21 protein-coding genes, 1 tRNA gene and 1 pseudogene are annotated in these 23,283 nt (G+C 36.1%); 13 read left to right on the forward strand and 10 right to left on the reverse strand.

Going from position 1 to position 23,283, the window contains the following annotated elements; genetic code table 11:
• Nucleotides 1-183: 183 nt before the first annotated feature.
• The 3 genes and pseudogenes from HL41_RS09700 to HL41_RS09470 form a co-directional block, all read left to right on the forward strand.
• Nucleotides 184-860 (forward strand): annotated as a pseudogene (locus HL41_RS09700) (transposase); the annotation flags it as partial.
• Nucleotides 861-1,197: 337 nt separating this feature from the next.
• Entirely contained in the window at nucleotides 1,198-1,506 is a 309-nt protein-coding gene (locus HL41_RS08970) for a hypothetical protein (protein ID WP_051754449.1), read from the forward strand.
• Nucleotides 1,507-1,650 (forward strand): hypothetical protein, encoded by a 144-nt coding sequence (locus HL41_RS09470; protein WP_158506215.1) that lies wholly within the window; start codon nucleotides 1,507-1,509, stop codon nucleotides 1,648-1,650. It abuts the gene before it with no gap.
• 130 nt (nucleotides 1,651-1,780) lie between these two features.
• Here the strand turns inward: HL41_RS09470 and HL41_RS02245 are convergent.
• Nucleotides 1,781-1,858 (reverse strand) — tRNA-Asp (locus tag HL41_RS02245).
• A gap of 283 nt (nucleotides 1,859-2,141) precedes the next feature.
• On the opposite strand from HL41_RS02245, the gene HL41_RS02250 reads away from it, so the two are divergent.
• From HL41_RS02250 to era, 6 genes are read left to right on the forward strand one after another with little or no spacing between them, the layout of a single operon-like run.
• Nucleotides 2,142-3,860 carry a phosphoheptose isomerase gene (locus HL41_RS02250; RefSeq protein ID WP_038061074.1) on the forward strand — a complete coding sequence of 573 codons (1,719 nt, stop codon included), beginning with the start codon at nucleotides 2,142-2,144 and terminating at the stop codon, nucleotides 3,858-3,860.
• 8 nt (nucleotides 3,861-3,868) lie between these two features.
• The gene (hemB, locus tag HL41_RS02255; protein ID WP_038061076.1) at nucleotides 3,869-4,846 is read left to right on the forward strand and encodes a porphobilinogen synthase; all 978 of its coding nucleotides are present in this window, start codon (nucleotides 3,869-3,871) and stop codon (nucleotides 4,844-4,846) included.
• A gap of 3 nt (nucleotides 4,847-4,849) precedes the next feature.
• Entirely contained in the window at nucleotides 4,850-5,611 is a 762-nt protein-coding gene (locus HL41_RS02260; RefSeq protein ID WP_038061078.1) for a septal ring lytic transglycosylase RlpA family protein, read from the forward strand.
• A 12-nt stretch (nucleotides 5,612-5,623) separates the two neighbouring features.
• On the forward strand, nucleotides 5,624-6,346 hold the full coding sequence (rnc, locus tag HL41_RS02265) for a ribonuclease III (protein ID WP_038061080.1): 723 nt from the start codon (nucleotides 5,624-5,626) through the stop codon (nucleotides 6,344-6,346).
• On the forward strand, nucleotides 6,336-6,689 hold the full coding sequence (locus tag HL41_RS02270) for a DUF1284 domain-containing protein (protein WP_038061083.1): 354 nt from the start codon (nucleotides 6,336-6,338) through the stop codon (nucleotides 6,687-6,689). Before rnc ends, HL41_RS02270 begins: the two co-directional genes overlap by 11 nt.
• 29 nt (nucleotides 6,690-6,718) lie before the next feature.
• The gene (gene era / locus HL41_RS02275) at nucleotides 6,719-7,651 is read left to right on the forward strand and encodes a GTPase Era (protein ID WP_038061085.1); all 933 of its coding nucleotides are present in this window, start codon (nucleotides 6,719-6,721) and stop codon (nucleotides 7,649-7,651) included.
• Between the two features lie 2 nt (nucleotides 7,652-7,653).
• Here era and HL41_RS02280 read toward each other — a convergent pair whose 3' ends face one another.
• The 9 genes from HL41_RS02280 to HL41_RS02320 all read right to left on the reverse strand — a co-directional run bounded on the left by HL41_RS02280 (nucleotide 7,654) and on the right by HL41_RS02320 (nucleotide 17,411).
• Nucleotides 7,654-9,606, reverse strand: a complete 1,953-nt coding sequence (locus tag HL41_RS02280) for a methyl-accepting chemotaxis protein (protein WP_038061087.1) — start codon at nucleotides 9,604-9,606, stop codon at nucleotides 7,654-7,656.
• A 155-nt stretch (nucleotides 9,607-9,761) separates the two neighbouring features.
• Nucleotides 9,762-10,217, reverse strand: coding sequence for a Fur family transcriptional regulator (locus HL41_RS02285; protein WP_038061089.1), 456 nt, complete (start codon nucleotides 10,215-10,217; stop codon nucleotides 9,762-9,764).
• Between the two features lie 19 nt (nucleotides 10,218-10,236).
• Complete coding sequence (locus HL41_RS02290; RefSeq protein WP_038061238.1) at nucleotides 10,237-10,890, reverse strand: HesA/MoeB/ThiF family protein; 654 nt, start codon at nucleotides 10,888-10,890, stop codon at nucleotides 10,237-10,239.
• Between the two features lie 36 nt (nucleotides 10,891-10,926).
• A complete protein-coding gene (locus tag HL41_RS02295; protein WP_038061092.1) occupies nucleotides 10,927-11,148 on the reverse strand; it encodes a MoaD/ThiS family protein in 222 nt (73 codons plus the stop codon).
• Nucleotides 11,149-11,167: 19 nt separating this feature from the next.
• Complete coding sequence (locus tag HL41_RS02300) at nucleotides 11,168-12,205, reverse strand: tungsten cofactor oxidoreductase radical SAM maturase (RefSeq protein WP_038061095.1); 1,038 nt, start codon at nucleotides 12,203-12,205, stop codon at nucleotides 11,168-11,170.
• Nucleotides 12,206-12,314: 109 nt separating this feature from the next.
• Nucleotides 12,315-14,114 (reverse strand): aldehyde ferredoxin oxidoreductase family protein, encoded by a 1,800-nt coding sequence (locus tag HL41_RS02305; RefSeq protein WP_038061098.1) that lies wholly within the window; start codon nucleotides 14,112-14,114, stop codon nucleotides 12,315-12,317.
• 462 nt (nucleotides 14,115-14,576) lie between these two features.
• Complete coding sequence (gene cydB, locus HL41_RS02310) at nucleotides 14,577-15,596, reverse strand: cytochrome d ubiquinol oxidase subunit II (RefSeq protein ID WP_038061101.1); 1,020 nt, start codon at nucleotides 15,594-15,596, stop codon at nucleotides 14,577-14,579.
• A 30-nt stretch (nucleotides 15,597-15,626) separates the two neighbouring features.
• Complete coding sequence (locus HL41_RS02315; protein WP_022855082.1) at nucleotides 15,627-16,952, reverse strand: cytochrome ubiquinol oxidase subunit I; 1,326 nt, start codon at nucleotides 16,950-16,952, stop codon at nucleotides 15,627-15,629.
• A 24-nt stretch (nucleotides 16,953-16,976) separates the two neighbouring features.
• Nucleotides 16,977-17,411: an RrF2 family transcriptional regulator gene (locus HL41_RS02320; protein WP_038061104.1), complete on the reverse strand. Its 435-nt coding sequence runs from the start codon at nucleotides 17,409-17,411 to the stop codon at nucleotides 16,977-16,979.
• 162 nt (nucleotides 17,412-17,573) lie between these two features.
• Here HL41_RS02320 and HL41_RS02325 point away from each other — a divergent pair, with 162 nt between their 5' ends.
• From HL41_RS02325 to holA, 4 genes are read left to right on the forward strand one after another with little or no spacing between them, the layout of a single operon-like run.
• Nucleotides 17,574-18,527 (forward strand): hypothetical protein, encoded by a 954-nt coding sequence (locus HL41_RS02325; RefSeq protein ID WP_038061105.1) that lies wholly within the window; start codon nucleotides 17,574-17,576, stop codon nucleotides 18,525-18,527.
• 1 nt (nucleotide 18,528) lies between these two features.
• Complete coding sequence (locus HL41_RS02330) at nucleotides 18,529-20,769, forward strand: sensor domain-containing phosphodiesterase (protein ID WP_038061106.1); 2,241 nt, start codon at nucleotides 18,529-18,531, stop codon at nucleotides 20,767-20,769.
• Nucleotides 20,766-22,202 (forward strand): pyruvate kinase, encoded by a 1,437-nt coding sequence (pyk, locus tag HL41_RS02335; protein ID WP_038061107.1) that lies wholly within the window; start codon nucleotides 20,766-20,768, stop codon nucleotides 22,200-22,202. Before HL41_RS02330 ends, pyk begins: the two co-directional genes overlap by 4 nt.
• Before the next feature lie 7 nt (nucleotides 22,203-22,209).
• Entirely contained in the window at nucleotides 22,210-23,280 is a 1,071-nt protein-coding gene (gene holA, locus HL41_RS02340; protein ID WP_022855087.1) for a DNA polymerase III subunit delta, read from the forward strand.
• Nucleotides 23,281-23,283: the final 3 nt, after the last annotated feature.

Here is a 23,283-nt window from a genome sequence, read left to right on the forward strand (position 1 = left end):
AATCAAAAATTTTCCTGTAATTTGCAGACTTTAAAAATCATATTCCTTAGTTACTTTTGGGAGTAGAATATAAATTGTGTGGCTTAATAAAATATTTTAGAGGCATAATAAAAATTTTTAATATTTTTTAAATTAATGATAACATAAAACCTAAAAGACTAAACTAACCAGGAGGTCTGTAAAATGGAAAACTTAGACTTAGATTTAGAAAAAGTTTTAAGTGAAATCTCAAAAATTGAATCAAAAGAGGGTATCAAAATGGCTGCTGCACTCCTCTTAAACGCTCTCATGAAAAAAGAAAGAGAAATATTCCTTAGAGATAGTATTGATAATAAAGCTAATGGTTACTATGAAAGACAACTTGCCTGTTTCTTAGGTAACCTTGGTATCTCTGTCCCAAGAGATAGAAGATCTGAATTCAGACCTGCTATTCTTCCTCCTGAATGGCAAAAAGCTGATGAATCCTTCTAGGACTTTATCCTTAACCTCGTTCTCCAAAGCTACTCCCCCAATAAAATCAAAGCCCTCTTGCAATCTATGAAACTCCCCTACTCTCCAGAACAAATAGAAGAAATTAAAGAAGAATTGTATAACCAAGCCAAAGAATTAAAAACCAAAGAATTGCCAGAAAATTTGTTTGCTATGTTTATAGACGCTTATCATACTCAGATAAAAGATACCGAAGCCAACAGAATCAGAAAAGCAGTTATTTATAATATCTACATTTATTTTGGTTCAGAGACGAAGGAGGACTGGCTTCAGATACTTAATGATTTGATAAAGAGGGGAGTTAAAAGAGGGTTATGGTAATGGTGAGTGATGATTTCCCTGGCCTTACTCAAGCCATAAAAGCCCTTTTTTTCCTGAGACAGATGAGACACTTTGGTTTTAACGAAGAACATCCAAAAGAGGTCGAAGAACTAATCAAGAGATTAAATATAGATAAAAGCGTAGAAGAAGTAAGCAAACATTTTCGTGGGGGAGAGGAGGAAGCTTTTAATAGATTAGAAACTTTTATAAGAGAAAGGCTTCACAGGTATAAGGCCCTTCGATCAAACCCTGGTTATAACTATCAATCAGACTTAAGCCCATACTTGCATTTTGGACAAATATCTCCAGTTAGGGTTGTTTTAGAAGTTCTTAAGTTTTATGACAAAAGGGATGAAAATGTAGAGGCTTTTTTTTAACGAACTGATAGTGTGGAGAGAACTTGCACGCAACTTTTGCTATTACAACCCCTTGTACAACGAGTTTGAAGGAATCCCCAATTGGGCCAGACAGACTTTAGAAGAACACTTAAACGACAGGCGAGAATATTTATATAGCCTAAAGGATTTAGAAGAAGCCAACACCCATGATAGTTATTGGAGTGCTGCACAAAAGGAACTTCTGAAGACTGGGAAAATGCATAACTACATGAGAATGTATTGGTGTAAAAAGTTGATCGAGTGGGCAGCTCACCCTAAAGAAGCCTTTAACATAGCCTGTTATTTAAGTACTCCTTAGATGGAAAGGACCCAAATGGATATTTGGGAATATCTTGGTGTTTTGGAACTTGCGACCATCCTTGGCCAGAAAGAAAAATTTTTGGAAAAATCAGATACAGACTTAGGAGAAAGTTTGATATGGACAAGTATTTACAAAGAATAAGCCAACTTTAGATAAAGTTAGATAAAGTCAACTCAAGGAACTAAACAATTGTCAAGCCTTTAAAGGTTTTAATTAGTATCTTAAGTATATGAACTAAAAAAGGACCAACAGTTAAGGTGTGTAGAAAAAATGGCGGGGCTGACGGGACTTGAACCCGCGGCCTCCTGCGTGACAGGCAGGCGCTCTAACCGTGCTGAGCTACAGCCCCACGTTATAAACATAAAGATAACATATATTTCTAAAAATGCAACCCTCAACGTGTAGAGGTCTAAAAAATTTTATTCTCTTTTTTGATTTTCTGACATAAAAAATTTTGTATATAGCAGAAGTTACCATAGATCAAAGAGCTGTAAGGTAAAACTAAGGGCTAAGAAATAGTCAGTCCTTTTGTATTAGAACGATAAAGTATTTTTGGATGCCCTCTGATTGGCTTGACAAATCGTTCTTTTTTCTTAAAATACTTGGATAAATCAACCCAAAAGGAGTTTTAAATGTCTCAACCTCCCAAGATTGTTAAAACTTATCGAGATTTTGGACACATCAAACGTCCGAGAACCCTGTCTAACGAACAAAAGCAAGAACTTTTACAAAGGTTGTTTCAAAAAGATGCCTCTCTTTTTAGCTCTGACCCAGCAATTCAAGAAAAGATAAAAAAACGTTTAGATTGGATAGACGGAGTTACTCCTATTCTACCCAAAATAAAAAATTATCAGGCTTTTGCAGAAGAGGTAAAAAGTGAGTTTTCTCACATAGTTTGGTGTGGGATGGGTGGTTCTGCTCTTTTTCCGTTGGTGTTAGGTCAGATGTTTGGTCCTCAGCCAGGCTATCCTCAATTTTTGGTGGTTGATACCAACGACCCAGAGATTATTAAGCAAGTAGAAAACTTACCGTTAGAAAGAACCTTATTTTTTATCGTTTCTAAATCGGGGACTACGTTAGAGACCCTTTCTCATTTAAAGTATTTTTGGCAGAAATTAGAAGAAAAGGGCTTAAACCCTGGTAATCATTTTGTAGCTCTAACCGATCAGGGATCTCCTCTTGAAGAACTGGCTAAAGAGCTTGGTTTTAGAAAGGTTTTCCCCCATCCTCTTTGTATAGGTGGAAGATATGCCGCCCTTTCTGAAATTGGTTTTTTACCTGCTGCTTTGATGGGTCTTGATCTGAATAAAGCCTTAAGCTATGCCCAAAAGATGTATGAGGCTTGTCATGCAGACATTCCTTGGGGATATAACTTAGCTGCTTCTTTGGCTGAGTTTTTGGTAGAGGCTTATGTGCAGGGGCAGGATAAAATTTCTTTTATTACAGATCCATTGCTTAAGCCCTTTGCTTTATGGTTAGAGCAACTCTTAGCTGAAAGTTTAGGGAAGAACTTAACAGGATTAGTTCCCATAGTAGGAGAATCTCCAGGGTCTCCTACTGTTTATGGAAATGATAGAACTTTTATCTATCTTACCCTTAAAGGAAGAGAAAAAATTTATCAAAGGTTGATCTCAGACCTCACAGAAGAAGGTTTTAGGGTAAAAACTTATGTTTTGGATGAAAGATATGAAATTTTTGCCGAAGCTTTTCGCTGGATGTTAGCCATAGCCCTTTGTGGTTATTTTCTTACTTTAAATCCTTTTGATGAGCCGGATGTGGTGCTTACCAAGGAAAAAACTAGAAATTTTTTAGAAAAATTTAAACAAGATAAAGATTTTGGTATAGAACTTTATTTAGACGAATCTACAGGTATTAGTTTTTATTATGAAGATACTATATCTATTGAGTTTCCTAGGTTTTCAGCTTTGCTTAAAAAGTTTTTTAAGGATTTTTCTCCTTGGAGTTACGTGGGATTTTTGGCTTATCTTCCGCCTACTTCTGAGATCGAAGACATTTTTAGGGATTTTAGGACCCTTGTTCGCGAAAGAAGAAATTGTAGCACCGTTTTTGGTTTTGGACCAAGGTATTTGCATTCTACAGGACAGATGCATAAAGGTGGGCCTATTCTTTCAAGGTTTATGATTTTTACCAGAAAAGGTAGAAACCCTGAGCAGATAATCCCAGGAGAAGGGTATACCTTTTGGGATCAACAGTTCGCTCAAGCTTGTGGAGATTTTAAGTCTCTGGTAGAAAAGAAAAAACCAGTTATCCTTATACATCTTACAGAAAACTATAAGGAAGATTTGAAAATTTTTTATCATCTGTTAGAAAAAGCCTTGAGTTTTGAATAGGAGGAAAAATGTTTTTCCCTGAGTATAGACCAAGAAGACTAAGAAAGAACGAAAACATCCGTTCTTTGGTCAGAGAAACCATCATTACGGTGGATGATTTGATTTATCCTCTTTTTGTGTGCGAGGGTAAAGGGGTAAAACAAGAAATAAGATCTATGCCAGAGGTTTACCGGTTTTCTTTGGATCAACTTATAGAGGAAGTAAAACAGGTGGTAGAGTTAGGGATTAAAGCAGTTCTTCTTTTTGGCATACCTGATAAAAAAGATGAAGTAGGTAGTTCAGCCTATGCTAAAGATGGCATTGTTCAAAAAGCTGTTAGGACTTTAAAAGAAAAGTTTCCTGACCTTGTAGTTATCACAGACGTCTGTCTTTGTGAATACACTTCTCATGGACATTGTGGAATAATCAAAAATCATACGGTGGATAATGATGCCACCTTAGAGCAACTTGCTAAGATTGCTGTTTCTCATGCCAAGGCAGGTGCTGACATAGTTGCTCCTTCGGACATGATGGACGGAAGGGTAGGGCGGATTAGAGAAGCTCTTGATGAAGCAGGGTTCACTGACGTAGCTATCATGAGCTATGCAGTTAAATATTGTTCGGCTTTTTATGGGCCTTTTAGGGAGGCTGCTGAGTCAGCCCCTCAGTTTGGTGACCGAAGGTCATATCAGATGGATCCTGCCAACATAAGAGAGGCTTTAAGAGAGGCTTATTTAGACGTTCAAGAAGGTGCAGACATTTTGATGGTTAAGCCTGCTATGCCCTATTTAGATGTAATAAAAACAATAAGACAAGAAATTAATCATCCGTTGGCTGCTTATCAGGTTAGCGGAGAGTATGCCATGATAAAGGCTGCTTCTAAGTTGGGATGGCTTGATGAAGAAAAGATCATGTTTGAAAGTTTGATAGCCATTAAAAGAGCAGGAGCAGACCTTATCATCACCTATTTTGCCAAAAAGGTTGCTCAGACCTTAGCTAAGAGATAGTTTATGGTAAGAAGGTTAATCTGGGTGTTGGGTTTTTGTTTGTTTCTTACCGGATGTGCTAAACCTCCTAAACCAGTAGTTTTTCATGATGAATACAGTCACCCACCCCCCTCTTCAACCCTACCAGGCTGGTTAAAACCTTATACCATTAATGGTAAAACTTACTACCCTTTGCCTTCGGCAAAGGGATATGAAGAAGTTTGTTTGGCTTCCTGGTATGGACCAGGTTTTCATGGTGAGTTTGCCGCAAGTGGAGAAATATACAACATGTATGATTATACCGCAGCCCATAAGATACTCCCTATGGGAACCTATCTTCTGGTCACCAACCTTGAAAACGGAAAGCAGGTAGTGGTAAGGGTTAATGATAGAGGTCCTTTTGTAGGAGAAAGATGTCTTGACCTTAGTTATGCTGCAGCTAAAGAGTTGGGACTTATCGGTAAAGGAACAGCTAAGGTTAAAATCGTGGCTCTGGGAGAAGGAGAAATCAAGGACGATCAAATGGTATATACTTCTATTCCTGATTTTAATAAAGGAGAGTTTTATCTTCAGGTAGGATCTTTTAAACAAAGAGAAAATGCCTTACAATTTAAGAGACAATTAGAAAAAGAGTCCTTTAAGGTGGAGATAGAACCTTTTATTAAAGGAGACTGTATCTTCTATAGGGTGCAGGTTTATTTAGGCAATGATTTACAACAGGCCTTAGCTCTTTCACAGACGCTAAAAAAACAAAGGTTTAAGCATGCCTTTTTGGTTGCTCGGTGATGGTGTTAATCTATGGAAAAAGATTTAGAAGAACTGGAAAAAATAATAGAATTTCAATTTCGTAATAAAGAACTTTTAAAGACTGCTTTAACCCATAGGTCTTACAAGATAAGTCATAAAGAATTAGTTTTAGAAGATAACGAAAGACTTGAGTTTTTGGGAGATGCTGTGTTAAATCTTTGCATTTCTCAGTGGATTTTTCATAAATACCAAAAAGATCAGGAAGGTGTACTTACTAAAAAAAGGGCATACCTTGTGTGTAAGGCAACCTTGATAAAGGTAGCCAAAAAATTAAATCTTTTAGACTACCTTTATTTAGGTAAAAGGGAGCAACACCTCGACTTAAAAAGCAAAGAGAATATAGCTGCTAGAGCTTTAGAAGCCCTTATAGGGGCTATCTTTTTAGAAAGTGGGCTTGAAGTTGCCTGTGAAAAGGTTAAAACATGGTTTAAACCTTATTTATTAAGGTTACCAAAGACTATAGGATATGATTACAAAACAGAACTACAGGAGTTTTTACAAAGTAAGTATCACGAAAGACCTGAATATGAAGTAGTTTCTGTTTCTGGACCTCCTCATAACCCTAAGTTTGAGGTGGTGGTAAAAATAAATGGACAAATCTTAGGTAAAGGCAAGGGCCCTTCGAAAAAAGAAGCAGAAAATCTTGCAGCCAAAAAAGCTTTAAAACAATTGAAGACAGAAGAAAAGGAGGAGTATATAAAAGGTGGAGCTTAGAGGGCATCATCTAATTTGTTTACAATTCTACAAAGGTTTAGGATATAATGAAGCTTTTGTAGAAAACCTAAACAAGGTGGTTGAGGCTTGGGAAAAATCTCCTGTGGTTATCGTTGAAGGCCCTGACGTGGTTTGTAAAGCCTGCCCTTATCTTGAAGGCCAAGTTTGTAAACTTAGTGATAAGATACCTCAAAAAGATCGTTTAGCCTTAGAGCTTCTTAACTTAAAACCAGGTTTTTTGATAGAAAAAGCAGAGGTAAAAACCAAGCTTTCTAAGGTTTGGGATGAATGGAAACATAAAGCTTGTATAGACTGTTTGTGGAAAGAGGTTTGTTTTAAATAGAAAAATTTTAAATACCGAGGTGTTTACATATGAGTGTAGAAACTAAAAGTTTTGAGGAAACAAAAGAGTCTAAAACCAGATCTGGGTTTGTGGCTATCGTGGGGTTCCCTAATGTTGGAAAATCAACTTTATTAAATCATATAATAGGCACTAAGGTCTCTATCGTAAGTCCAAAACCGCAAACTACCAGGTTTAACATAAGAGGTGTTCTTACCCAAGATAACTATCAAATAGTTTTCATAGATACTCCAGGGATCCATGACGCAAAGTCTCTTTTTAATAAAATGATGGTAGAAGAAGCTTTAGAGGCTTTAGAAGAAGTAGATATCATTTTATGGGTAGTAGATGTGACCCATAGATTACCTGAAGAAGAACGACTTTTAGACATCATCAAAAAAGCCAACAAGCCTACCATCTTGGTTTTAAATAAAATAGATCTTATCAAAAAAAGCGAACTTCTTCCTATGATAGACTATTTTTCTAAACTACACGACTTTAAGGCCATCATCCCAGTTTCTGCTTTGAAAAATGATGGAATCGAAAGGATCATCGATGAGTTGGTGAAACTCTTGCCAGAAGGTCCTTTTTATTATGAACCAGAAAGGGTTACCGATTTACCTTTAAGTCTTCTGGTGGCAGAGATAATTAGAGAAAAAATTTTCCAACTAACCTATCAGGAAATACCCTATAGTACCGCGGTTAAAGTGGAACAGATAAAGAAAGACGAAGAAAAAAACTTGCTTTATATCCAGGCAACGATATTTATCGAAAGAGATTCTCAAAAAGGTATCATCATAGGGAAACAAGGCCAGATGTTGAAAAAGATAGGCACCCTTGCAAGAGAAGAATTAGAGTTCCTTTTAGGAAAGAGGATATACTTAGACCTTTGGGTAAAAACACTAAAAGACTGGAGAGAGAAAGAAGCTCATATCAGAAACTTAGCCATCCCTTTTAGGGAGTAATCTTAGGCTTTTTTAAGCTCAGATAGATAGATTTCTTCCATTTTGTTTAATAAATCTCTTAATTTTTGGCTATTTTGTTCAAGCTCTTGTTCTAAAACTTTAACTTTTTCCGTTTGTCTGGAATCATAAGCTAAAATAAGTTCTTTAGCTAATAGGTGACAACGTTTATGAACCTCTTCAAACTCCTTAAATACAGGTATATTTCTGAATTTAGCCCCTTCCTCCCCATAATACCATTTATTTATACCACAGCTTTCGTAGTTTCCTATGAGTTCAGGGTTGAGTTTATCCCAACCTTTTAGATGAGACTTAACTCTTAAAAACATCCTTTCATGGTCTCCTTTAAAGATGTCAAAAAGGCTTTCTTTTAATTTTTGAGTAACCACTGAGGTTGCGGTATGCCTTAGATCAGATGAAATCAAAATTAGGTGATAGATAGATTGTCCTAACTTTTCTATAAAACCATCTATTTCAGACGAAAGTTTGGCTACTTTTTCGACGTTTTTACTGATTTCTTCACTGGCAACAGACTGTTGTTCTGTGGCAGCAGCGATTTGAGAGATAGCATCTTTAACGTTTTGAGAAGAGGTTACGATTTGGTTTAAGACCTGTTTTACCTTTTCTAAAGAGGCTAAGGCATTATCCACCTCTTTAGCGGTAGTTTCCATCTTGGTAAAGGCTTGGTGAGTATCTTGCTGGATGTTACCTATTTTTTCTGCGATTTCTTGGGTAGCCTTTAATGTTCTATCAGCTAACTTTCTTATCTCATCAGCTACCACCGCAAAACCTTTTCCATGCTCCCCAGCACGCGCCGCCTCGATCGTTGCGTTAAGTGCAAGGAGGTTCGTTTGGTCTGCTATATCTTTTATCAGTTGGACGATGTAATCGATTTCTTCAGCCCTTTGATTTAAGCTATCCATCACCTGCTTTAGGGCCATAGTTTCCTGATTAGCTTTTAAAACAATCCTACCTGATTCTTCTGAAAGGGTTTGGGCTTCAAAGGCAACCTCTATGTTTTGAGAGGCTAAGTCTGACACAGAAGTTGCATTTTTAGCGATGTCTCCGATGGTAGCTGTCATTTCCTCAATAGCTGCCGCTATTTGGGAGGCTTGAGTTGCTAACTGTTTTGTATTCTCAGAGGTTTTATCTACATATTTAAAGTTTTCGTCTGTTGCCTCAGCTAAGCGATGAGAATAGGAAAGTGATTTTTCGTTAAGTTCGATAAAAGCGGTAAGTAGCTTGTGAATGCTTCTTGCTACCCTTCCGGTGATGTCTTTATAGTCTATATAAGGCACTTTTACCGTTAGATCCCCCTCAGCCATTTTTTGTAACACCAAGGCTAAACGGTCTAAAGGTTTATGGGAGACAATGTAAGCTATATAAACCGCTAAGAAGCCTCCTATGATTCCTAAAAACCCAAGCACTCCGTAAGTGATTTGAGTTTTAGTGATGATAGAAAAGATATCATTATACGGGAGGGTTAACACCAGAGCTCCTAAAACCTCCCCTTCGTTTACCTTGTGGCAACTTAAGCATCTGTTTTCAGCTTTAAGAGGATAAATTCCTTTTAAAACATCTTTTTCTTTGATGAAAAGTTGTTTACCAGCTAACACGGCTTCTTTCTCTTTTGACAGTAAATCAAAAGATTCTTCTTTATTCTCTCCAAATTGAGCCTCAAGCTTGGGACTTCTTAAGACTTTCACGTTACCAAGGGAAGATATATAGTAATTTTTTAGTTCTTTGTAGTTAGGGTTTGCCATGTCCTTGATTAAGGCTTCTTTTACAGCTTTAGCATAATGGGGGAAGGTTTTGGTTTTAGCTTGATGAAGATTTATATAATATAAACTATAACTGGTTACAAAAACAGTAATTTCAATTCCTATAAAAAGAACTAAAACCAAAGGTATGGTAAGCTTCCACCTTAACCTTAGGTTCTTGTTTAAACTATCAAACATCCTGTTACCTCCTAACTTTTAAAAGTTACTAAAAAGTTTTTATATTTTTTAATATTTAAAAAATGATAAAAGTCAAGAGAAATTTGTTTGAAAAAAGAGAAAAGTTTTGAGAACTTCATAAAAACAAAAAAAGAGGCAGTTAAGAAAGATTAGTTTTACGGTTTTTTGCAGTCCTTGCAAACACCATAGGCTTGAATTTCTAAGGTTTCAACCTTAAAGTCAAAGTCTTGTTCTATCTTTTGGGTTAAATCCTTTAAAACCTGATATTCCTCAGAAGGCGGGTAGTTAATAATTTTACCACAAACTTTGCATATAAGATGATGATGGTCTCTTTCTTCCTGTTTTATGAATTCAAAACGGGCTTTACCTTCTTGAAAGTCTAATTTTTTTATTATGCCAAGCTGGGTGAGAAGTTCTAAAGTTCGGTATACAGTAGCCAGACCTATACCAGGTAATACTTCTTTTAGCTTCCAGAAAATTTCTTCGGCTGTAAGATGGCCTTCTGTTTGACTGAGAAGTTTAATTAAGGCTTCTCTTGCCTGAGTTTTTCTTAAACCACATTCTTTAAACCCATGTTTTTTCCAACACCATCCACCATGTCTCATAATCATTTAATTAAACAAAACTTTCTTAAAAATGCAACTCTATTTTCTGATATTCTTGATTAAGGAGATCTATGTATAAAAGTTTCTTGGAAAGAGGCTCTCCTTTGTTTAAGATTACCTTTAATACCTCACACACCTGAATCCCAGCTATCACAGCAGGAGAAAAAGAAGGGGTCCCTAATTCTTTTTCTATTCCTTCTTTATGATTTTTGTAGACCATAGATAAAGTTCTATCTCCTGGCAAAACGGTTGTAACCTGACCATACCATCCTGCTACCGCACCATGTATCAGAGGTATTTTTAGTTCTTCACACACACTTTCAAGAAGGATTCTATGGGGGATGCTATCAAGGGCATCCACCACTACCTCATGACCAGAAACCACCTCTTTTGCGTTTTTTTCCTCTATTCTGGTTAAAATAGGGTTTACTACTACATCAGGATTAACCTCTAAAATTCGTTCTTTAGCTACCAAAGCCTTTTTTTTCCCAAGAGTATTAACTGTACTAAAAAGCTGTCTATTTAGGTTGGTTTCTTCAAAGACCTCATCATCAACCACAGTTATCCATCCTATACCAAGTCTTGCAAGCATTTCAACCACATATCCACCAAGGCCTCCACATCCAGCAACCAACACCTTAGTTTTTTTTAATCTTTCTTGATCCTCTAAGGAAAGCATTTTAAAGTTTCTTAAATATCTTTTTGCTATCAAGGATTAACCTCCTCCAACCGGTGGAAAAATGGCAATAACATCACCGTCAGAAAGCGGTTCGTCTAAGGAGTAATCTCTTCCGTTGACCAAAAATATGGCTACCTGTTTTTCTGGGATGTTAAGTTTTTCAAGGATAAATCTCCCGTTTATACCTGGAAAAAATTTAAAGTCAATTTCATTTGCTCTTCCTTCTCTTAAGGTGGCAAAAAGTTTAACCTTTATCATGTTTAAACCTCCTGCAATTTTAAGGACATAGGGCAAAACCTCTGCTCCACAAACAGTCTCCACAGGAAGGCATCAAGGCATAACAATCGCACTCAGAGGTTTTTACCAGTTCACAGCCATCTACCAGATCACAATCGATACAAGAGGGGTATCTGTTTGCATAGATTCTATAGTAAAAATCTCTATATTGAGGACTTTGAAAAATTTCTTTTAAACTTTTTTCTCTTAAGTCTCCAAAGGGATGTTTGTATATACGTTTTTTCCTACCAAAAACGTATTCTGTCATGTTATGAGAAAACCGGTAGCAAGGATAAACCTTGCCGTCTGACCCTACTACCAAAGCTTTTTCCTCGATAAAAGGACAATATCTTTCAGTCTTAAGCTCAACCTTAGGCAAAACCAATTTTAACCCACTCCTTAAAGCATAAAGTTTAACCTTTTCAAACAGATCCTTGAGTTCTTGGTTAAGGTACTTTTTATAGAGTATATTATCTTTATTGCTTTCTACCTGAGGCACAAGCTGAGAAATGATAAGTTGATAGGCTTTTATTTCATCACAAAGGTCTATCATCTTAAGAAGTTCTTCTTGGTTTTCTTTGGATAACACAAATTCTACCAATAAAAAGGGGTATTCAGACCTGAGTTCTTGCTTAATCTTATTTAGGTTTTTAAGGTTTTCTATCAGATGGGTTAAGGGATATCCTCGTATCTTTTCGTAAGCTTCAAAACTACCGTCGATAGAGACCACCAATTTTTTTATTTTAGTAGCAACTATTTCTAACAGGTCATCTTTTAACAGACTTCCGTTGGTAGTTAGCGTAAGATTAAACTTAGAAAACAGCTCGATCGTCTCGTTTATATAAGGATAGAATAGAGGTTCTCCTATACCCCCTAAGACTATTTCTTTTAAATCTATATCTTTTATTTCCTTATAAATTTTTTCTAAAAGAAAAAAATCCAAATCTTGTAAGGTTTCTTCCCAGCCATGACGATAACAGATTTTGCAATTAAGGTTACATCTGTTGGTAAGTTCTAAGTATAGTTTTTCAAAAATCAAGAAATACCTCCTATATAAGGAATGTTGGGAAAGGATCGATCGTTAAAAAGGGCTTCGGTAAATTTTTACCGAAGCCCTTTTTTATTTCTACAGCTAACTCTTTTAATTCTTAGATTTCTAATCTTTTTAGGGTTTCTTCCTTAGGATAACCTTTTTCGTCCCAACCTCTTACCTCGTAGTATTTAGGTAACAGCTCTGAAAGCTTATGTACTGCACCTTTTGAAGGGCCTTCAGGGATTGGTTCTTCAAGCAACCTCTTGGGAAGGGTATCTTGAGATGGGTCTATACCGGCTTTTAGGTTAAATAGTCTTTCTAAATTATAGATTCTTTCTCCTGCAGCAAGAAGGGTTTCTTCTGTGTAGTCAGTACCACAAACGGCATTCATAAGGTCTACATAGTCTTTAAGCCCTAAAGCAAAAGAGGTGAAAAGGCACATCCCAAGAGAATCTATAACTGCAGTCAGGTCCTGGAAAATTTTTGCCCATTCAGCTTTGCCTTCTGTAGAGAACCTGTCAAGTTTTTGAGGAATACCTAAAATTTCAGCAGAGATAAGGTATCCTCTCACATGGCATCCACCTCTGTTGGCTGTGGCATAAACCAAACCATGTCCTTGAACCCCTCTTGGGTCATAGGCAGGTAATTCTTGTTTTTTAACACTCATAGAAAGGTCGGGAGCACCGTAGGCCTCGCACAACCTGTAAGAACCTTCTGCCAATTTATCTCCTAATCCTTCTCTTTTTCCTATCTTTATCGTCCAGCCTACGATTGCTTCTGGGTCTCCAAACTTAAGAGATAATCCATCTTTAGCTATCTCATCGTCTTTGATGTATCCTTTTTGATAAAGTTCCATAGCAGCTGCTATGGTAGCACCTGTAGAGATGGTGTCTAACCCATACTGATTACACCAGTAGTTAGCCTCAGAAATAGCATTTAAGTCATAAACCTCACAGTTGGCTCCATAAGACCATACAGTTTCATACTCAGGCCCACCAACCTCTTTTCCGTCTTTTAACCTTACCACCCTTCCACAGGCTATAGGACATCTAAAACAGGCATGTTTTTTAGTTAAAATAGTTTTAGCCATGGTTTCTCCACTTATCTTATCAGCCTCAGGGGTATAGGCTTTTTGAAAGTTAGCCACAGGAAAGATACCATGTTCGTTTATTATGTTTACCAAGATGGCTGTTCCGTAGGCAGGAAGTCCTTCTCCAGTTACAGGGTTTTCACGAATGATTTTTATCTTGCTTGCTACTACATCTTTTACTTTTTGTTCGTCAGCCACAGAAACACCCTTACTACCTTTGGCTACTATAGCTTTTACGTTTTTAGACCCCATAACAGCACCCACTCCAGACCTTCCTGCTGCTCTATCATAATCGTTCATCACCGCAGCGATCCTTACTAATTTTTCCCCTGCTGGTCCTATCGCAAGGACTTTGGCCTTATCTCCATATTCTTGTTTTAAAAGGTCGGTAGTTTCATAAACTAACTTTCCCCAGAGATGGGTAGCATCCTTTATCTCAACCTTATCGTCTTCTATGGTGATATAGACTGGTTTGGGAGCTTTACCTTCAAGGATTATCATGTCATAACCAGCAGCTTTAAGTTCAGCACCAAAAAAACCTCCGGAGTTAGAACAAGCTATGGCCCCTGTCAGAGGAGATTTAGTAACCACCATATATCTTCCACCTGTAGGGACAGAGGTACCGGTAAGAGGACCTGTAGTAATTATCAACTTGTTTTCAGGGCTAAAGGGGTCTACTTTAGGGTCTATTTCCTCATATAAATACTTACTCGCAAGCCCTCTTCCTCCAATATACTTCTTAGCCCATTCAGCATTTAAATCTTCAACCTTAATGGTTTGATTGGTGAGGTTAATTCTTAAAATTTTCCCAGCATACCCGTACATAGCACACCTCCTATTTTTGATATGTTTGTACTTACTTACCTTTTTTAATTAAGTTTATATAGAATTTTTTATAAAAAGTCAAGCCTATTTTTGTGTGTTGTAAGTCCAAAATTAAAATGTTAGATATTATTTTAAAGTTTAAATGCCGCAAAATTATAATTAATTTTCTTCTTTTTGATTAAAAGTTTTTTATTCTGAAAAAATAATAATTTTTATGGAAAAAATTTATACTCACTAATGTATCTCCTACCGTCAAACTATTCATCTAAAGAAAAAAATTAGAGGGGTATAGAAATAGTTCGTGTAGCAAAGATGTTAGATATACAGAGGTTGAGAAAGAAAGTAAATCAATTAAGTGTGAGTGTGAAGGAGAGATTTTCAGATTAGCTTTTGGGATAACGGTAATACCTTATTACGCTGGAAAGAGGGAGGCAATTTAAAACTGCCTCCCTCTTGTTAAAACTAAATTTCTTTAGAGGAAATTTTAAAACTAAAGGTTTTATAAGCCCAAAAAGTATAAGCCAGTACTATGGGGACAAAAATCAGGGCTACTATCGTCATGATTTGAAGGGTGAGAAGGCTTGAAGAGCTGTTATAGATGGTTAGGTTCCAGGCAGGATTAAGAGAAGAGGGGAGCATGTTGGGGAAAAGGCCAGCAAAACCCCAAGCAGAAAAACCCGAGATACCTACAGCTGAAGCTAAAAAAGCCCCTAAGAAGTTTTTCTTGATTAAAAAGGGAAATATCATTAAAAAACCTGCTAAGGATAATACAGGGAAGACTAAAAGTAAAGGACAGTTAAAGTAATTTTGCCAGAGGTTGGTTGAAAGATAGGCACCAAAAAAGAATAGTCCAGCCAATATCAGAGTGACAGCCGTAAACTTTTTAGAAAGAGTAGCTGCCTTTTCTGATAGCTCTCCGTTTGTTTTAAAGGCTATCCAATTACAACCATGAGCAGCAAAACAAAACACAAAAAGAATTCCTCCTAAAATTCCAAAAGGATTAAGTAAGGTAAAGAGAGAGCCGTGATATATACCCTTTTCATCTATAGGTATACCCTGAAAAATGTTGGCAAAGGCTACCCCAAGAAGAAAAGGTGGCAATATACTTCCCAAGAAAAACCCTAAATCCCATAAGGTTTTCCAGAGAGGTTTGTCGTATTTATTGCGGTATTCTATAGAAACACCTCTAAGGATAAGAGAAAATAGCAATAAAAGTAGGGCTGAATAAAGGGAGCTAAACATAACGGCATAGGTTTTAGGAAAGGCTGCAAAGGTAGCCCCTCCTGCGGTGATTAACCAGACTTCATTCCCGTCCCAAAAAGGACCAAGGGCCTGGTAAATAGCCTTTTTTTCTTCTTCTTTCTTACCGAGAAGATAGAAGGCTGAGCCTGCTCCAAGGTCAAATCCGTCTAAAACAAAATATCCTGTCCAAAGTACAGCCCAGAGAACAAACCATATTATTTGGTAAATGTTGCCTTCCATTTTTTCACCCCCTTATTTTAAATTTTTATTTTAATATCCCAAGGTTTTTACCGCTTCTTTTTCAGGTCCTTTAATCGCAGTTTTAATGATTAACCAAAAGCACACAAAACCTAAAATTCCATACACTATGATAAAGGCCGGAAAAGAAATAGCTACCTGACTGACAGAAAGAGGGGATACTGCGTCTTTAGTTTTCATAAGCCCATAAACTATCCAGGGTTGTCTTCCTACCTCAGCTACAATCCATCCAAGCTGACAAGCGATATAAGGTAAGGGTATGTTTACTATAAGTAGTCTTAAAAGGAGAGGGCAGTTTTCTGGACTGTTTCTTCTTATACAAGCCCATAGACCAAGAAAGAGAAAGAGAAAACCAAGGCCAACCATAAGCCTAAAACTCCAGAAGTTTAGGGCTACAGGAGGTCTTTCTTCTTTAGGCCATTCCTTAAGGCCTTTTACCTCTGCGTTAAAGTTGTGATAAGCAAGTAAACTTACCATCCCTGGAATTTTAAAAGTTTCTACCACGTTTCGTTCATTTTTTTCATCAGGTATAAGTAAAAGCGCAAAATCAGCACCTTTTTTGGTTTCCCAAAGAGCTTCCATCGCCGCTAATTTGGTAGGCTGAGTTTTAGCTACTATAGCCCCATGATGATGCCCAAGCACCACCACTATAATAGCCCAAACTAAAGTCCAAATAGCTGCTATTCTAAAAGATTTTTTAAAGAAGGTTACCTCTCTTTTCTTAAGAAGGTGATAACCACACACACCTAAAACAAAAAAGCCGCCAAGGGTAAAACTTGCTGGGACTACATGGAAAAACTGAGACCAGCCAAAGGGATTAGTTAAAAGGGCCCAAAAGTCAGTAAGTTCTGCCCTTCCATTTCTTATCTCAAAACCTACAGGGTTTTGCATCCAGCCGTTGGCAAGTAAAATCCAAAGCGCGGAAATGGTTGAGGCGATAGCTGTTAACCAAATGGCAGTGGTGGTAACCTTAGGACTAAGCCTATCCCAGCCAAACCACCACACCGCGATAAAAGTAGACTCAAGGAAAAAAGCTAAGGTAGCCTCTATAGCCAAAAGAGGTCCAAAAACATCCCCTACGTATTCAGAATAATAACGCCAGTTGGTTCCAAACTGAAACTCAAGGGTTATTCCTGTAACTACACCTAACCCAAAGTTGATTAGAAAAATTTTACCCCAGAACCTGGCAGCCCGCTTAAAATCTTCATCTCCAGTCTTAAGCCATAGGGTTTGATAGATAGCAGTCAAAAAAGAAAGACCTAATGTAAGGGGTACAAACAAAAAATGAAAAATGGCTGCTGCTGCAAACTGAAGCCTTGACAACCATAATACATCCATAAAGCCCCCCTTTAGTTTTTATGTTTACTCTTTTTTAAGGGCTAATATTTCTGCCTCTGCAAGTTTATCAAAGGTGTAAGAAGAAAGTTTTTCTCTAAAACACTCGTTTATCTCATGCAGTACCTTGTTTACCGGACAAAATTCGATTCTTTTACATTGTTCCTTTTTGATAAAACACCTAGTAAAGGTAATAGGGCCTTCAAACGCTTCGACTACCTCTAACAAAGAAATCTGTGAGGGTTTTTTTAACAACTGATACCCACCGGTTTTACCTCTTTTTATGGTTAAAATTCCTGCCTTTTCTAAAAACTGAGCAATCTTGGCTAAAAAAGCCTTAGGTATTCCCATCGTCCGACAAATCTCTTCTCGAGAGGCGATCGTTTTTCCTTGATATAAATAGATACAAGACAGATAAAGAACCATCCTTATTGCATAGTCCTGTGCGGCTGTAAATTCCAAAATTCCCCTCTTAAGTAGATGTTTTTAGTCTACTTAAATTTTATTTTAAGAAAAATTTTTTTGACGTCAATACTGATTTTAAAAATTTTATCAAAAATTTGGTTAGGTTGTGTACATAGAAAAATTATGTTAAAATACTTGTAAAAAAAATTTTTAGGTGTTATGGAAAATTTTTTAACTTTTGCGGTTTGTCATTGTCAAAAGGATAGGTCTTTAGTTTGGGAAGAACTTGTTGATGGAATTGTAAAGAAAACAGGGTTAAAGATCGAGCTAAAAATCTTCAGAGATCTGGAAGAGGAGCTTAGGTATTTAGATTCTTCTCTTCCGGACATCTATTTTGCCTCTTTTGTTAACAGTTGTGAGGCTGTAAATAAAAGTTTTGTTCCTGTAGCCAAGACGAAAGGGTTAGGGCATGCTAACTTTTGTTTAATAAGTAGAAAGGATTTTTCAGAGTTTAGTGGTAAAGAAAAAGAATTTTTCAAGTTAGGACTTTTAAAAAAGCGTTGTTTGATAAATCTGCTTTTAGTCTTATATCAAGAGTTTCCCATCTCTTTAACCAGGATTTTGCCGATTTTTTTTCCCTCTCAAGAGGAGATTAAAAATTCTTTTTTAAAAAAACATATAGACCTGGCTTTATTCTCAGCAGATTTTTTAAAAACTAATCAAGAAATAATTAGATCTAACTTTTGGTTACCTATCTCTTACCATGATCTACATTTTTTTATGCTCAATCCAGGTTCTCCTTATTTTCTATGGTTAAAAGATTTTTTTCTAACTCCCTTTACCTTAAAGGGATTAGAGGTTGATCTTATCTCCCAAGAAGAACAGTTTATAAAAACCTTTGCCATATTACCAGAACTTTTGTCAAGTCTATGGGAAAAGGCCTTAATCTATGAAACCTTTTATAAATCGCCATACTTAGGTATGTTAATCTACCGAGATGACCAGATTTTGTTGGCTAATGAATATGCCCTAAAACGACTAAACCACGAACCTCAAGATTTAGAAGACTATAAAATGGAAGATCTCTTTTTCGAGGAAAAGATTAAAAAGTTGGTAAGAGAAAACATTAAAAAAAAGATGCACAGGAGAGTTTTTTTCCACCGTTTACAATGAAGTGCCTGTAAAAACTAAACAAGGAAGAAAAAGGTGGTTTAACGTTTATGAAGATACCATAGTTTTTCAAGGGGATTTTGCAGGTTTATCTTTAGTAATAGACATAACCTCAGAGGTAAGGCATAAAAAGTTCATCAAAGTTTTAAAAGAGATTAATCATTTACTGATAGAAAGTTATTCTGAAGGGGAGTTGTTTGATAAGGTTGTTAAAACCTTGGTCAAGGTATTGGAATTGAAAGGGGCTTGGATAGGAGAGGTAGATGAATTAACCAAAAAAGTTAAGCCTATTCTGTATTATCCAGAAACCCTAAGCTTTATAAATAGGCTTGATCCTTATCTTTTTTCTTTAGAAAATCAAACCCTCAGTTTTTATAAAGCTTTTCACGAAAAAAGAATAAACATAATACCTGATGTGGAAAAGTATCATCACCCTAAAGAAGTTTCTGAGATCTTAAAGGCTTTAAACGTACGATCGGTTTGCAGTGTTCCTATAATGAAAGGAAAACGGGTTTCTTATATCTTGGTGCTTTGGGCGGATGAGCCCAACTTTTTTACAGAAGAGTACTTTGAGCTGTTAGAAGAACTTAAAAACAACCTTTCTTTTGCCTTAAAAAAAATAGACTTGTTTTTAAGAATACAAATTTTTAACGACTTTATCAAACAAAGCGGAGACATGTTAATCATTGCTGATGTAGACGGAAAGTTAGAATACTTAAATCCGGTTGCCTTCCATGAACTTGAGTTTGAGGAAGACCCTTTTGAAGTTAACATATTTAAGTTATTAGGTATTACCTCTGAAGAAATAAATCAGGTTTTAAAGGGTTTAAATACTATAAAAAAGATTATTTCTCTTTCTTCAACCAAAAAACGAAGTTTTTTAGAAATAAAATTAACTTTAGTTAAGTTTGCCGATTATAAGAAAGTTATCATCTTAGGTAAAAACCTCACCAAAGAAATAATTTTTGAAATAGAAAAGCAAAAGATGTTAACTCAGGACCTGCTTACAGGTTTGTTAAACTACCAGGGATTTGCTCAAAAAACAACCGACCTGTTGCAGGTGGTGAAAGAAGGTATCCTTGTGTTGTTAGATATATACAACTTTTCTTACATAAACCATTTTTACGGACTTGAGGCAGGGGATAAAGTTTTGACAACCGTTGCTCAGAGGTTGAAAGAGTCTTTCCCTAATGCTTTAATCTCTCGTCCGGTAGGAGATAGTTTTTCATTATTTTTGATAGACTATGAAAAAAAAGATGTCTATAATTTGATTAAAAAAATTCAAGAAATTTTTACTTTACCTATTGAAGTAAAACAAGGAAAAAGGGGGTTTTTAGAGTTTCAAGGAGGGATTGTTTTTTATCCAGAAGATGGCAGTAGTTTTATTGAGATTTGGCGAAAAGCAAATGTGTTGTTGAGTGAGGTAAAGAAAAAAGGGCCTAACATCATAGAAATTTTTAATCCTTATGTAGAAAAACACGTAGAAAACATATTTTTTGTAGAAAATCTGGTTAAAAAGGCTATTCAGGAACATCTCTTTGTTTTTTACTATCAACCTTATTTTACTTCTGACCTTGAGGTTGCAGGGCTTGAGGCCCTGGTTAGGATAAAAGCGGATGGAAAAGTTTTTAACCCAGGAGATTTTATAGATTACTTAGAAAACAGCCCTTACTTGAAAGATTTTGAAGAAATAAGTATAGATAAAAATTTAGAAACCTTGGTAAAAATTCAAAAACCTGTTTCAATCAACATCTCTTCTAAAAGTTTAGAAACTATGCACATTTTTGAAATACTCTCTAAAAAGGTAGACTTGTTAAAAAACATACCTTGTTGCTTGGGGATTGAAATCACAGAACATGCTTTAGCCACTAATTTAGAAAAAGCAAACAAACTTTTGAGAATGCTCAAGTTTTATCGAATCAACATATCGATAGATGATTTTGGGACAGGTTATTCCTCTTTACATTATCTAAAAGATTTACCGATAGACTTTATAAAAATAGACCAAAGTTTTGTCAGAGATTTCTTAAGAGACAAGAAAACTTTTTTTATCTTAGAAACCATAATAAAACTGGCTAAAAAACTTAACATTAAAACCATAGCTGAAGGGGTGGAAAACAAAGAACAATTTGAGGTTTTAAAGGAGTTAGGTTGTGACTATTTTCAGGGATTTTTATTTGCCAAACCTATGCCAGAAGAAGAATGTTTTGAATATTTAAAAAAGTTTAAAAAGCCTAACCTATGAAAAAAACCAAGATAGTAGCCACCATAGGTCCCAAGACCCAGAATCTTACATTGATAAAAAAATTGATAAAGGCTGGGGTTAATGTTTTTAGGTTAAATTTTTCTCACGGTGACCATGAATACCATAAGCAAAGTATAAAGCTTATAAGAAGGGCTTCGGCAGAGTTAAAACTTCCGGTAGGTATTTTACAAGACCTTTCAGGCCCTAAAATCCGAATAGGAGAGGTTAAAAAACCCTTTTTAGTCCATGCAGGAGAGATTCTTGAACTACATAAAACCAAGATTTTGGGAGAAAAGACAGGAGATTGTTTTAAGGTTTCTGTAGAGTATCCCGAAATCCTTGAAGACCTAAAAGAGAAAGACCTTATCTATGTAGCAGACGGTTTAATTAAGTTGAGAGTGATTAAAGTTTTAGAGGATAGAGTTATTACTGAAGTATTGCAGGGAGGGGTTATTTCTTCTAAAAAAGGTCTTAATTTCCCTGGTGTTTCTCTTTCTATACCGGCTTTTACTCCCAAAGATAGAGAGGACCTTTTGTTCGGACTTCAGAATGAAATAGATTTTGTAGCCCTTTCCTTTGTGAATAGAAAAGAAGACGTTTTAGCTTGTAAAGAGGTGATAGAGAAATTTGGCAAGGGGCAACCTGTGTTTGCCAAGATAGAAACACAAACTGCTCTTGAAAACATAGAAGAAATTTTAGAGGTAGCTGACGGACTTATGGTTGCAAGGGGAGACCTTGGGGTAGAGGTTCCTATCGAACGAGTTCCTGTTATACAAAAAGTATTGGTAGAAAAGGGTAGAAAATTGGGTAAACCGGTGATAATTGCTACTCAAATGCTAACCTCCATGATTGATTCTACCATGCCTACAAGAGCAGACGTTTCAGACATCGCCAATGCGGTTTTAGACGGGGCTGATGCTTTGATGCTTTCAGACGAGACAGCTATAGGCAACTTCCCTGTAGAGTGTGTAAAAATGATGGTTAAAATCATCAAAGAAGCTGAAAAGCTGTATCCTTATCTAAAAGAAACTTATCAGGAAGTGTCCTCAGATTTTGCCATTGCCTATAGCAGTTGTGTTTTAGCTTCTGAGGTTAAAGCCAAAGCTATCGTGGTTTTTACTAAATCTGGCAGTTCTGCCATGCGGATAGCAAAGTTCAGGCCTAAGGAGTTGATTTTAGCCAATGTACATGATGAAGAAATCTTAAGACGTCTTACGGTAGTTTGGGGGGTTTATCCTTGTTTTGTGCTTTCTGAAGTAAAAACTATAGACAGTATGGTAAAAGAATTTTTGGTAAGGGCTTATCAGCAAAGGCTTATTAATAAAAAAGATACGCTCGTTTTAACCATGGGATATCCTGTAGGAAAGGTTGGTTCTACCAACCTAATAAGGTTGATTAAACCAGACCAAATTCAAGCCCTCTTAGAAAGCTAAATTTGTTATGCCAGTTTTAACCTTCTCAAAAGTTTTAGAACTTGCCAAACAAAAACGGATTGCTCCGGTTTACATTTTTATAGGAGAGCCACAACTTTGTAAAGAAAAAGCAAAAGAAATCTATAATATTTTACAGGACAAAGGTTCTACCATAGAAGTTTATAACCTAAACGATAAAGAAGATAAAAAGACTTTTTCTAAGATAAAAGGATATCAGGAAGGACTTTTTGGTTTGAGAAAAGTTTATTTAATCTTAGGAGGAGAAAACATAGAACTTTCTAAAGAGGAAGAGATAATAAAAAGCTTAGAAAAAGAAACCTCTGTTTTTACCTGGTTTATCATAGCAGAAAAATTTGAGGAAAATAGACCTTTATATCAATTTGCCTTGCAAAAAGGGGCGATAGTCTTTTTTAACTTTAAAAAAGAGGAGGATTTCTTAGAAACAGAGCTTATCCTCAAACTTAAAGAAACTGGAAAAACTATGGACAGAAAAACCACCGAACTTTTTTTGTCCTTGGTAGGAAAAGATTATCATCATTTTTTAAATGAGCTTGATAAACTTTTGCTATATACTGAAGAAAGAGCTGTGATTACAGAAGAAGATGTATGGAGCGTAACCATCCCTCTCGAAGAGGAAGTGCTTTTTATGGTGGAAGAAAGTCTTTTTCAGTCTGGCCCAGAGAAAGCCTACAGGATAGTTGCACAACTTTTGGACCATAAAGAAGAACCTCATAGAATTTTAAGTTATCTGTATAAATCTTTTAAGATTTTTCAGATATTAGCAGAATTTTTGGAAAAACACCCTGAATTGAAAAAAGAAGAAAGGTTTAGTCAATTTTCCAAAAAATGGGAGGAGATCAAAACCGACCCTATAGTAGAAATTCCTAAAGTGTTAACTGAACGGCATCCCTACCGAATCTTTAACCTTAAAAAGCATTTAGAAAAAATAAAAAATCTTCCTCAAGTGTTTGAGGAACTATATAAGGCAGACCTTTCTTTAAAAAGAGATTTTAAAAACCCTTATCAGGTTTTTAAAGAACTTTTCATCAACCTCTGGCAAAAGACCTTACAACCCTAAAGT

Source organism: Thermodesulfobacterium commune DSM 2178, assembly GCF_000734015.1.
Taxonomy (GTDB): Bacteria; Desulfobacterota; Thermodesulfobacteria; order Thermodesulfobacteriales; family Thermodesulfobacteriaceae; genus Thermodesulfobacterium; species Thermodesulfobacterium commune.